Raw genomic sequence first — 11557 nt, 5'->3', positions numbered from 1 at the left:
GCGGGGGGGGGGGGGGGGGGGGGGGGGGGGGGGGGGGGGGGGGGGGGGGGCGGGGGGGTGGTCGCGCGGTGGGGGGGGGGGGGGGGGCGGGCGGCCCCCCCCCCCCCCGCCTCCGGCGGCTACCGCCGCTACGCCTGGACCGGGGCCGACACCGACTGCCGGGCCTGGTTCCGGGAGCAGGCCGAGCAGCGCGGGCTCGCCTACGAGGTCGACCGGAACGGCAACCAGTGGGCCTGGCTCGGCGACCCGGCCGCCGGTGACGCGGTCGTCACCGGCTCGCATCTGGACTCGGTGCCGGACGGCGGCGCCTTCGACGGGCCCCTCGGGGTCGTGTCCTCCTTCGCCGCCCTGGACGAACTGCGCGGGAGGGGAGCGCAGTTCACCAAACCCCTGGCCATCGTCAACTTCGGTGACGAGGAAGGCGCCCGCTTCGGCCTCGCCTGTGTCGGCTCCCGGCTCACCGCCGGGGCGCTGACCGTCGAACAGGCCCACCGGCTCACCGACGGCGACGGCATCACCCTGCCCCAGGCCATGGCAGCCGCCGGCTACGACCCCGAGGCCATCGGCCCCGATCCTGAGCGGCTCGCCCGCATCGGCGCCTTCGTGGAGCTGCACGTCGAACAGGGCCGCGCGCTGGACCTGTCCGGCGACCGGGTCGGCATCGCCAGCGCCATCTGGCCGCACGGCCGCTGGCGCTTCGACTTCCGGGGCGAGGCCAACCACGCCGGCACCACCCGGCTGCCCGACCGCCGGGACCCGATGCTGTCCTACGCCGAGACCGTGCTCGCCGCCCGCCGCGAGGCACGACTCGCCGGTGCCGTCGCCACCTTCGGCAAGATCTCCGTCGAGCCCAACGGCGTCAACGCCATCCCCTCGCTGGTGCGCGGCTGGCTGGACTCCCGCGCCGCCGACCAGGACACCCTGGACACGGTCGTCGGCGGCATCGAGAAGGCCGCCCGCGAGTACGCCGACGCCCACGGCATCGACCTGGACGTCGTCCGCGAGTCCTTCACGCCGGTCGTGGAGTTCGACCACGCCCTGCGCGACGAACTCGGCCGCATCCTGGGCCGGGACACCGGGCTGACGGTGCCCGTGCTCGGCACCGGCGCCGGACACGACGCCGGAATCCTCTCCGGGAGCATCCCGACCGCCATGCTGTTCGTGCGCAACCCCACCGGTGTCTCGCACTCCCCGGCCGAGTTCGCGGCCGAGGACGACTGCGTGGCCGGGGTGCACGCACTCGCCGACGTACTGGAAGGGCTGGCTTGCAGGTGACCAAGGGGACCTACTGGCTGGAGCACGCCTGGCTCGGCGACAGCGACGGCGGCAGCGGCAGTGGCACCAGCGGCGGCGGTGTCGAGTCCGGTGTGGCCGTCGAGGTGGCGGACGGCCGCATCACCGCCGTCCACACCTCCACCCCCGCCCCGCCGCCGGGGGCGGAGGTGCTGCGCGGCCTGACCCTCCCGGGCCTGGCGAACGCCCACTCGCATGCCTTCCACCGCGCCCTGCGCGGCGCCGTCCAGGTCGGCTCCGGCACCTTCTGGACCTGGCGCGAGGTGATGTACTCCGTCGCCGACCGGCTGACCCCGGAGAGCTACCACGCGCTGGCCCGCGCGGTGTACGCCGAGATGGCCCTCGCCGGCATCACCTGCGTCGGCGAGTTCCACTACGTCCACCACGCCCCCGGCGGCACCCCCTACGCCGATCCCAACGCCATGGGCGAGGCGCTGATCGCGGCCGCCGCCGAGGCCGGGATCCGGATCACCCTCCTCGACACCTGCTACCTCTCCGCCGGCTTCGGCGAGGCCCCCAACGCCCACCAGCTGCGCTTCTCCGACGGCGACGCGGAGGCATGGGCGGCACGCTGTGCAGTTCTCAAGGAACGGGATCACGCACGGATCGGGGCGGCGATCCACTCCGTACGGGCCGTGCCCGCCGACCAGCTGACGACCGTGGCGCGGTGGGCGGAGGAGCGGCGGGCCCCGCTCCATGTGCACCTGTCGGAGCAGACCGCCGAGAACGACGCCTGCCAGGCCGCGCACGGCCGCACCCCCACCCGGCTGCTCGCCGACCACGGGGTGCTGGGCCCGCGCACCACGGGTGTCCACAACACCCACCTCACCGACGAGGACATCGCCCTGCTCGGCGGCTCGCGCACCGGCACCTGCATGTGCCCGACCACCGAACGCGACCTCGCCGACGGCATCGGCCCCGCCGTGGCCCTCCAGCGGGCCGGCTCCCCCCTCTCCCTCGGCTCCGACAGCCACGCCGTCATCGACCTGCTGGAGGAGGCGCGCGCGATGGAGCTGAACGAGCGGCTGCGCACCCGCACCCGGGGCCACTGGACGGCGGACGCCCTGCTGCGGGCCGCCACCGCCGACGGTCACGCCACCCTCGGCTGGGACGAGGCCGGGACCATCGCGCCCGGCGCGCTCGCCGACCTGACGACGATCGCCCTGGACTCGGTCAGGACAGCGGGACCGCTGCCCGCTCTGGGTGCCGAGACGGCCGTATTCGCGGCGACGGCAGCGGACGTACGGCATACGGTCGTGGGCGGGCGGCACGTCGTACGCGACGGTGCGCACACGCTCGTACCGGACGTGCCGCAGGCGCTCGCGCGGGCAGTCGAAGCCCTTCGCTCCTGACGACCACCCACGAGGACACCATGAGCAGCAGCACCGTCATCACCAACATCGCCACGCTGGTCACCAACGACCCCTCCCTCGGCGACAGGTCCCCTCTCGGTCTGATCCAGGACGCGGCCGTCGTCATCGACGGCGACCGCATCGCGTGGACCGGTGAATCCAGCAAAGCACCCGCCACTGACAACCGGGTCGACGCGGGCGGCCGGGCGGTGCTGCCGGGCTTCGTGGACTCCCACTCCCACCTGGTCTTCGCCGGGGACCGCACGCAGGAGTTCAACGCCCGGATGTCCGGCCGCTCCTACACGGCCGGCGGCATCCGCACCACGGTCGCCGCCACCCGCGCCGCGAGCGACGCCGAGCTGGAGGCGAACCTCACCCGCTATCTCACCGAGGCCCTCCGCCAGGGCACCACCACCTTCGAGACCAAGTCGGGCTACGGCCTCACGGTCGAGGACGAGTCCCGCGCCCTACGCCTCGCGGCCCGGCACACCGACGAGGTGACGTACCTCGGCGCGCACATCGTCTCCCCGGACTACGCCGACGACCCGGCCGCCTATGTCGCCCTGGTCACCGGCGAGATGCTGGACGCCTGCGCGCCGTACGCCCGCTGGATCGACGTCTTCTGCGAGAAGGGCGCCTTCGACGGCGACCAGGCCCGCGCGATCCTCACCGCCGGCAAGGCCAAGGGCCTGCACCCGCGCATCCACGCCAACCAGCTCTCCTACGGCCCCGGCGTGCAGCTCGCCGTCGAGCTGGACGCGGCCAGCGCCGACCACTGCACCCACCTCACGGACGCGGACGTCGACGCCCTCGCGAACAGCGACACGGTCGCCACCCTCCTGCCCGGCGCCGAGTTCTCCACCCGCGCCGAGTGGCCGGACGCCCGCCGACTGCTGGACGCGGGCGTCACCGTGGCCCTGTCCACCGACTGCAACCCGGGCTCCTCCTTCACCTCCTCCGTCCCCTTCTGCATCGCGCTGGCCGTCCGCGACATGCGGATGACCCCGGACGAGGCGGTCTGGGCGGCCACGGCGGGCGGCGCGGCCGCCCTCCGCCGCACCGACATCGGCCGCCTCACCCCGGGCGCCTACGCCAACCTGACCCTCCTCGACGCCCCCAGCCACGTCCACCTGGCCTACCGCCCGGGGGTTCCGCTGGTCACCGGGGTGTGGCGCAGGGGTGTGCGGGTGGTGTGAGAGGGGTCAGCCCTGACCGGCGTGCCAGGCGGTCAGGGCCTTCCGCATCAGAGCGCGTTCCCTGCGGCGCTCGGGCAGGAGGGCGGTCCTGCCTCCGGCGATTCTGGAGAAGTCCTGGGTGAGTCCGCGATCGCGGATTTCCTGGAGGATCAGCGGGCAGCGCCGAGCGTCGTGACCGCGGCCTTTTCGTCGGCCGGTATCCGGGCCATGACCTCGGCCAGGTCGTCGAGGCTGCGCGGGGCCTCAAGCAGGGCCCCAGGACACTGCCCGGATCAGGCGGGAACCGCAGCCGGTCCCGCGGCGGCTGCCACCGGCCCGGCCACAGCATGTGCAGTGTCGCGATGTCCTGCGGCGTCATCACCAGGCACGCCTCGGCGGCCTGCTGTGACCGCAGGCAGGCAGGCAGGACGGACCGGGCCGACCGTGTGTACGGTGGCCCGGTTCGTCCGGTGGGGAGGCCCTTGCGGAGGTATTCCTCCAGGGTGAGGCCCTTGCGAGGGGCTATTCCTCCAGGGTGAGGCCCTTGCGGAGGCGCATCAGGGTGCGGGACAGCAGACGGGAGACGTGCATCTGGGAGATGCCGAGTTCCTCGCCGATCTCCGACTGGGTCATGTTCGCCACGAACCGCAGGGAGAGGATCTTGCGGTCCCGGGCGGGGAGTTCGGCGATCAGCGGCTTGAGGGACTCGACGTACTCGATGCCCTCCAGGCCGTGGTCCTCGTATCCGATGCGGTCGGCGAGCGCGCCCTCGGTCTCGTCCTCCTCGGGCTGGGCGTCCAGCGAGGAGGCGGTGTAGGCGTTCGAGGCGGCCATGCCCTCGACCACCTCCTCCTGGGAGAGGCCGAGGCGTTCGGCCAGCTCCGCGACGGTCGGCGCGCGGTCCAGCTGCTGGGCCAGCTCGTCCCCGGCCTTGGCCAGGTCCAGGCGCAGCTCCTGGAGCCGGCGCGGGACGCGTACGGACCACGAGGTGTCACGGAAGAAACGCTTGATCTCGCCGATGATGGTCGGCATCGCGAAAGTCGGGAACTCGACCCCGCGGGTCAGCTCGAAGCGGTCGATCGCCTTGATCAGACCGATGGTGCCGACCTGGATGATGTCCTCCATCGGCTCGCTGCGGGAGCGGAAGCGGGAGGCGGCGAACTTGACGAGCGCGAGGTTCAGCTCGACGAGGGTGTTGCGGACGTACGAGTACTCGCGCGTCCCTTCCTCCAGCGAGGTGAGGCGCTCGAAGAGGGTCTTGGACAGGGCCCGCGCGTCGACCGCGCCGATCTCGTCGTACGGGGGGATCTCCGGGAGGCCCTCGACGGGGTCGAGGGAGTCGATGGGATGATCCAGTTGTTCCGGTGGGGGTGTCGACGTCGCGATACGCGTCTGCGCTGCGTCGAGCCGGGATGACATGGGTGTCCTCCATCGTTGTCGGCATATGGCTGCCGAAGCCAGAACGTGCACTGCGGTGTGCGGCGCCTCCGAAGCCGGCGTGTAGCGGTAGGTGTCCTTACTAGCCCTATCGGCTTTACCGAACCGATCGCAAGTGCGTTCTGTTGCTGTATGTCCGATTATGTAAGGTTGGTCGGCTGTCGGAGTGCGCATCGAAGGCGTAATGTTCGAGGGCATCAGCGGCCACGACCTCGGGAGAGAGAGACGGCATGGACCACGGGACGGTCGGCAGCGCGCAATCGGGCCGGCTTCTGGTGGAGGTGCGGGAAGAGGGCGCCAGCGCCGTCGTCACGCCGGCGGGTGAGCTGGACCACCACACCGCCGATCTGCTGCGTGAGCCCCTCGACGACCTCCTGGCAAAGGGCTACTCACGGCTCGTCGTGGACTGCTCGCGTCTGGAGTTCTGCGACTCCACAGGGCTGAACGTCCTGCTCGGCGCCCGACTGAAGGCGGAGGCCGCCGGGGGCGGGGTGCACCTCGCGGGCATGCTGCCCGTGGTCGCCCGCGTCTTCGAGATCACCGGGGCGGAGGCGGTCTTCACCGTCCACGACTCGGTGGCGGCGGCCCTGGCGGGCGGCACGGGTGGTACGGACGGTACGGGCGGCACGGGCGGTACGGAAGGCTCCGGCACCGCCGGGGGCGCCCAGGGCGGCGACTGAGTACTGCCGCCGCGGATCCGCCGCCATGGCCGGTCGTCCCGGGTGTCGCCCCCGTCACGTGAAAGACGGGGGTGTTCCGCTCGTTCGGCCGGGCAGGAGTGGGCAGGGGAGCGGGAAGGCATTCCGGGGGCACGACATCCCGGCGGCCGTCATCGCGACGGACGGCCACCCGTGCCGGTGGCCGGCCACCGCATCCGCCCCGGACCGGCGAACGGCCCGCACGGGGCGCTCGTACGACGGTCGGCGCCGCGCACCGCACCCCGTGCACACGCCCCACACAAGGGGCAGGCAGAACAAGAACGACACAGACCGCTCGGCACCCCCGCGGTGCCGGACTTTTCCATCGTGAACTGGTGATTCGGTGAGGTGAAGCGCTGATGAGCACCACCCGGCCTTGCTCGCCGGGCGACCGCGGCCCGGAGCCCAGCGGCGCTTCCGGGGCGTCCGAGGGGGAGGCGCCGGCCACCGGCGCAGCCACGGGGGCAGCCGCGCCGTCCATGCCGTCCGGGAGCGCCGACGGCGCCCGGAGTGCCCGGCCGCGGCAGATCCGCAGACTCGGCCTGGAGGGCGCGAGCGGGGTCGTCCCGCTCGCCCGCGACTTCACCCGCGAGGCGCTGTACGCGTGGGGCTGGCTGCCCGCCGCCACCGCCGACCAGCGGGCCGCCGCCGAGGACGTCCTGCTCGTGGTCTCCGAACTGGTCACCAACGCCTGCCTGCACGCCGACGGCCCCGACGAACTGGTCCTCGCCTGCGACAACAAGGTCATCCGGCTGGAGGTCTCGGACCGCGGCACCGGCCAGCCGGCCCCCCGCACCCCGCACCGCGCCGGCCGCCCGGGCGGTCACGGCATGTTCATCGTGCAGCGGCTCTGCCTGGACTGGGGTGTGGTCCGGGCCACCGGCCGCCCCGGCAAGACGGTGTGGGCGGAACTGGGCGCACCTGCCTGACCTCGGCCGATCGGCATGCCATCACGGATGGTGACGGTTCGAGTGGCGACAGTCACCGCCCGGTGCGACGGTGGTTTCACCCCCCTCACCAAGGAGAGTGAAGCCATGGGTATCAAGGACGAGATGCAGGGCAAGGCGCGGCAGGCCAAGGAGAAGGCCGAGCAGGCCAAGCGGCAGGCTCAGCAGCGCGGCCAGCAGGGCCAGGAGCGCGGCCGGCAGGCGCAGGACGAGGTGCGTGAGCGCTCGCAGTCCCAGTTCGACGACATCTCGGACGACTTCGACGAGTAGTCACGCCGTTCGACGCGTAACTCAGGTCTGCCGCACCGCTGCTGACGGTGCGGCAGACCTTGTGTGTGTACGGCGACTCGCGCGCCACGCCTCTCCACTCCGGCCACTCGGCGCACCCGCCGGATCCCCACAACTCCGGCGTGTGATGCGTCTTCCCTCCGCAGGGGCCCGGGCGTACCTTGACGGCCGAATCTGATGTGCCGTCAGGAATGATTGGGGTGGACCGAACGTGTCGTACCCGAAGCGAACCGCCGCGCTCGCGTCCGCCGCGGCCCTGGCCGGCTCGGCGGTGCTGCTGGCCGCGCCCGCGGCGCACGCCGCCGTCGTGGACGTCGACTACCGCTGCAAGACGCCGATCGGCATCAAGAGCGCCGTCTCGCCCATCGCCATGACGGGCGTCCGGAGCGGCTCCGGCTACCGGATCACCATGTCCTGGCAGAAGGGCGTCTCCTCCAGCCCCGTCGAGCTGGGCAAGGGCGCGATGACGCCGAGCGCCACGGTCGTGCTGGGCGGCGCCGACAGCGGCACCCTCACGGTGAACGGCTCCGCCAACACGGCCGCCATACCCCCCAACACGCCCATCAAGATCAGCGATCTCAGCGGCGTCTACACCCCGAAGAAGACCGGCAAGGTCACCTTCACCCCGGGCACGCTCACCATCAAGGCGATCGGCACCACCACGACCTGCACCCCGACCAACAGTCCCCAGCCGGGCCTGACGGTCGACGTGACGGCGCCGGGCTCCTCCCACGGCTCATCCCGGAGCTCCGGCTCCGGCGGTGGCGGCAGCCTCCCGCAGACCGGCCCCGAGGACTCCACGATCGCCCTCGGCACGCTCGGCGGCACGGTCCTGCTCGCCGGAGCCGCGGGCGCCCTGTGGCTGACCCGGCGCGGCCACACCGCCCGCAGCTGACACCGCGGCCGCCCCCGGCCCCTCACCGCTGGAGCCGCCCATGCCGCCGCTGCCCCGCGCCGTACGCCTCCTGCCCGCGCTGCTGCCCCCGCTGCTGCTCCTGGGCGCCGCCCCGGCCGCCGCCGCCGACTGGACCCTCGCGCCCGCGGGCGGCGGACGCCCCTCCCTGTACGCCGAGGGACCGCCCGGCACGGTCCTCGAGGACACCGTTTCCGTGACCAACCCCGGGCGGCGGCCCGTCGTCGTACGGCTGTCCGGCACCGGCGTCCCGGTCGCGTTCGCCGCGGCGTCCGTCCGCGTGCCCGCCCGCACCCGCGCCGAGGTGCCCTTCACCGTGACCGTCCCGGCCGGGGCCGAGCCCGGTGACCGCACCGGCGCCATCGCGGCGCGCGACCCCGGCGGCCGGACCGCGACCGTGCCGCTGCGGCTGCGCGTGGCCGGTCCGGCGCTCGCCGCGCTCACCGTCGAGCATCTCGCCGTCCACGCCGACCGCATCACCTACGACCTGGTCAACCGCGGTACGACCGTCCTCGTACCGCGGCTCGCGGTGCGCGCGGACGGGGTCCTCGGCCGGGTCCTGGACCGCCCCGCGCGCCCCCTGCCCGTCCGGCTGCGCCCCGGCACCCGCCTCCGCCTCACCGAGCCCTGGCCGGACCGGCCCGCACTGGACGCGGTCGACGTACGGCTCACGGTCACGGCGGCCGGCGGCGCCCACGCCACGGCGACCGCGTCCGCGCGGTTCGTGCCCTGGCAGGCCCCGGCGGGCGCGGCCGGCGCGCTCCTCGCCGGGGCGGGCGCGCTGCGGGTCGTACGACGGCGTCGGCGGCGGGGGCGTACGACGGCCACGGAGGGAGCGTCGACGTGAACGGCACCCCACGGACCCGGTGCCCGGCCGCGGCGGCGGCACTGCTCGCGCCGGTGGCCCTGCTGGCGGCCTTGCTGGCAGCCCTGCTGTGGGCCGCGGCTCCGGCTCCGGCGGCCCAGGGACAGCCCACCGTGAGGCTGTCGGCGGCTCAGGGGCGGCCCACGGTGACGTTGTCGGCGGCTCAGGGGCGGCCCACGGTGACGTTGTCGGCGGCCGAGGCCGGCGCCGGCGGCTCGGTCACCGTCGGCGGCACCGGCTGGCGGCCGCGCACCCTGCTGATGCTGCTGATCTGCGGGCGCGCCACCCCCGCCCGGGGCGTGCTCGGCGGCACCAACTCCTGCGCCAACGGCGACGGCCGGGCGGTGACCACCGACGCCCGGGGCGACTTCAGCAGGCGGCTGCCGGTCGCCGAGCCGCCCGTGCCCTGCCCGTGCGTGGTGCACGTGGCCACCGTCACCGGGACCAGAGCCGAGGCGGACGCCGTCCTGAAGGTGGCCGGGCACCCCGTCGCGCCGCTGCCCGCCGAGCGCGCGGGCGGCCGGCTGGCGGTGCTGTCCGACACCCGGCTGACCGGTTCCGGCTCGGTGCTGACCTGGTTCGGGGCCCCGCCGAGCCGCACTCTCGTCCTCACCGTCGGCAACACCGGCACCGGCACCATCAAGGAACCGGTGTTCCAGGTGGGCACCGCGCACGGCGTGTTCGCCCCGCAGTGGGACGACCGGCAGTGGCACGGCACCCTCGCGCCCGGCGCCAAGGCCGAGATCGAGCTGCCGGTCGAGCTGTCGGCCGGGGCGCACGGCGACTACACCGTCTCCCTGAAGTACGGCGGAAGGCTCCTCGCCGAGCAGCCGTGGGCCGTGGGCCGCCCCTGGGGCGTGACGCTGTTCCGGCTCCTGCTCTGCCTGGTCGTCCCGGCCGCGCTGTTCCGCATCGGCATGGCCGTGGTGGACCGGGTACGGCCGCCGACCCCTAAGTCCCCTACGGCCCCTAAGACCCGTAAGGCCCGTACGGGCGCCCCGGCCATCCGCACGGCCCCTACGACCCGCACGTCCCCCACGCCCCCTACGACCCCGACCCTGCCGTGGTTCACCCCGGAGTCCGCTCCGGGCGGCCCGGCCGGCCGGCTCTCCGCACCGCCCGACGACAGCCCGACGAGTCCTCCGACTCCCACGACGAAAGGACCCACGTGAGCATCCGAAGGAGAGGTACGGCGGCCGGTGCCGCGCTGGCGCTGAGCGGAGCGGGCGTCCTGCTGGGCCTGGCCGCGGCACCCGCGCAGGCGGCCACGGTGTCGTACGCCACTCACTGTGTGCCCCCCGCGGGCATCAGTCCGGTGGACGGCACCACCGAGGTCCAGGTCACCGCCCCGGCCACGGCCAAGGTAGGCGACACGGTGGACATCGTGTGGAAGTTCGTCAAGGCCGCGTCCAGGAACCCGGACATCATCGACCTGCCCGCGAACTCGGTGCAGCCCTCCGGCGTGCTGAAGGCGGCCGGGGCGCAGACGGCCGACGTCGCCCTGCGGGGGCCGCGGCAGAACCCGGCGGTCCCCAAGGGCGGCGAGATGGTGCTGTCCGACATGAAGGGCAGCCTGAAACTGACGGGGGCCGGGACGGTGACGCTGACACCGGACGCGTACACCGTGAACGCCATGTCGACCGACACCAGGTGCACGCCGAAGGAGGCGGTGCAGAAGGCGGCGACGATCCAGGTGACCGGCGCGGGCGGCGGCACCTCCACCCCGACGCCGACGCCGACGCCCACACCCACGGGGTCGGCCACCCCGACTGCGACCCCGACGGCCACCCCGATCGGCGGCGGCGGGCAGACCGACTTCCCCGGCAAGGAGGTGCAGATCCCCTACGCCTGCAAGACGCCGATCGGCGACAAGAGCGCGACCTCGCCGGTGCAGATCGACGCCCGCAAGAGCGGCGGGAACTACGGCCTCACCGTGCACTTCAAGAAGTCCGTGATGGACAGCCCCGCCGACATCCCGAAGGACTCGGTGAAGCCGTCCATGGAGGTGGTGCTGGGCGGTGCGGACAAGGGCACCGTGCACGTGGAGGGGCCGGCCAACGCCCAGGCGATCAAATCCGGGCAGCCGATCGAGATCCCGGACCTCACCGGCACCTACAAGCCCGGCGCCAGCGGCACCTCGACCCTGTCCCCGGGCGTCCTGACGGTCAAGGCGCTCGGTACGACCACCACCTGCACCCCGACGAAGACGGCGGTCTCCCTCACCCTGGACACCGCCCAGCAGCCGGGCGGCGCCTCCGGCGGGACCTCCACCAGCGGCGGCTCGACCGGCACCGCGTCCACCTCCGGCTCGGGCTCCGGCGGCCTCGCCGACACCGGCGCGGACGACCACGGCGCCCTCAAGGCCCTGGGCCTGGTGGCGGGCACGGCGATCCTGCTGGGCGCGGCGGTCTTCACCTTCATGCCGAGGCGCCGTACGCGCTGAAGGGGCGCCCCCACCTATGACAGAGGGCCCGCGCCCCCCCCCCACCACCACCGGGCGCGCCGCCCCCCCGCCGCCCAGCCCCCCCCCACGCCCCAACAAAAGAAACACACCCCCGCTCGCACACACCCACCCCCCCCCGCGACACA

General features: G+C 73.9%; 11 protein-coding genes. 10 read left to right on the top strand and 1 reads right to left on the bottom strand.

Going from position 1 to position 11557, the window contains the following annotated elements:
- The first annotated feature begins 57 nt into the window (after positions 1 to 57).
- Genes ACFVIU_RS23840 through hutI form a run of 3 tightly spaced genes read left to right on the top strand, consistent with a single transcriptional unit; the run spans position 58 to position 3841 of the window.
- Positions 58 to 1275 carry an allantoate amidohydrolase gene (locus ACFVIU_RS23840; RefSeq protein ID WP_385844865.1) on the top strand — a complete coding sequence of 406 codons (1218 nt, stop codon included), beginning with the start codon at positions 58 to 60 and terminating at the stop codon, positions 1273 to 1275.
- Positions 1272 to 2645 carry a formimidoylglutamate deiminase gene (locus ACFVIU_RS23835; protein ID WP_385844864.1) on the top strand — a complete coding sequence of 458 codons (1374 nt, stop codon included), beginning with the start codon at positions 1272 to 1274 and terminating at the stop codon, positions 2643 to 2645. The genes ACFVIU_RS23840 and ACFVIU_RS23835 overlap by 4 nt, the downstream gene beginning before the upstream one ends.
- A gap of 20 nt (positions 2646 to 2665) precedes the next feature.
- A complete protein-coding gene (hutI, locus tag ACFVIU_RS23830; RefSeq protein WP_385844863.1) occupies positions 2666 to 3841 on the top strand; it encodes an imidazolonepropionase in 1176 nt (391 codons plus the stop codon).
- A 501-nt stretch (positions 3842 to 4342) separates the two neighbouring features.
- Here hutI and ACFVIU_RS23825 read toward each other — a convergent pair.
- Positions 4343 to 5239 carry an RNA polymerase sigma factor SigF gene (locus ACFVIU_RS23825; RefSeq protein ID WP_385844862.1) on the bottom strand — a complete coding sequence of 299 codons (897 nt, stop codon included), beginning with the start codon at positions 5237 to 5239 and terminating at the stop codon, positions 4343 to 4345.
- Positions 5240 to 5487: 248 nt separating this feature from the next.
- On the opposite strand from ACFVIU_RS23825, the gene ACFVIU_RS23820 reads away from it, so the two are divergent.
- The 7 genes from ACFVIU_RS23820 to ACFVIU_RS23790 all read left to right on the top strand — a co-directional run bounded on the left by ACFVIU_RS23820 (position 5488) and on the right by ACFVIU_RS23790 (position 11411).
- Entirely contained in the window at positions 5488 to 5937 is a 450-nt protein-coding gene (locus ACFVIU_RS23820) for an STAS domain-containing protein (RefSeq protein ID WP_385844861.1), read from the top strand.
- Between the two features lie 377 nt (positions 5938 to 6314).
- On the top strand, positions 6315 to 6884 hold the full coding sequence (locus ACFVIU_RS23815; RefSeq protein ID WP_385844860.1) for an ATP-binding protein: 570 nt from the start codon (positions 6315 to 6317) through the stop codon (positions 6882 to 6884).
- A gap of 105 nt (positions 6885 to 6989) precedes the next feature.
- Positions 6990 to 7172 carry a hypothetical protein gene (locus ACFVIU_RS23810; protein WP_385844859.1) on the top strand — a complete coding sequence of 61 codons (183 nt, stop codon included), beginning with the start codon at positions 6990 to 6992 and terminating at the stop codon, positions 7170 to 7172.
- A 229-nt stretch (positions 7173 to 7401) separates the two neighbouring features.
- Complete coding sequence (locus ACFVIU_RS23805; RefSeq protein ID WP_385844858.1) at positions 7402 to 8085, top strand: LPXTG cell wall anchor domain-containing protein; 684 nt, start codon at positions 7402 to 7404, stop codon at positions 8083 to 8085.
- 40 nt (positions 8086 to 8125) lie between these two features.
- Positions 8126 to 8950 carry a hypothetical protein gene (locus ACFVIU_RS23800; protein ID WP_385844857.1) on the top strand — a complete coding sequence of 275 codons (825 nt, stop codon included), beginning with the start codon at positions 8126 to 8128 and terminating at the stop codon, positions 8948 to 8950.
- Positions 8947 to 10140, top strand: a complete 1194-nt coding sequence (locus ACFVIU_RS23795; protein WP_385844856.1) for a hypothetical protein — start codon at positions 8947 to 8949, stop codon at positions 10138 to 10140. Before ACFVIU_RS23800 ends, ACFVIU_RS23795 begins: the two co-directional genes overlap by 4 nt.
- A complete protein-coding gene (locus ACFVIU_RS23790; protein ID WP_385844855.1) occupies positions 10137 to 11411 on the top strand; it encodes a hypothetical protein in 1275 nt (424 codons plus the stop codon). Before ACFVIU_RS23795 ends, ACFVIU_RS23790 begins: the two co-directional genes overlap by 4 nt.
- Positions 11412 to 11557 lie beyond the last annotated feature (146 nt).

It is taken from the genome of Streptomyces sp. NPDC127190, from assembly GCF_042672505.1.
GTDB lineage: Bacteria > Actinomycetota > Actinomycetes > Streptomycetales > Streptomycetaceae > Streptomyces.
This window is presented reverse-complemented; position numbering and strand designations above follow the sequence as displayed.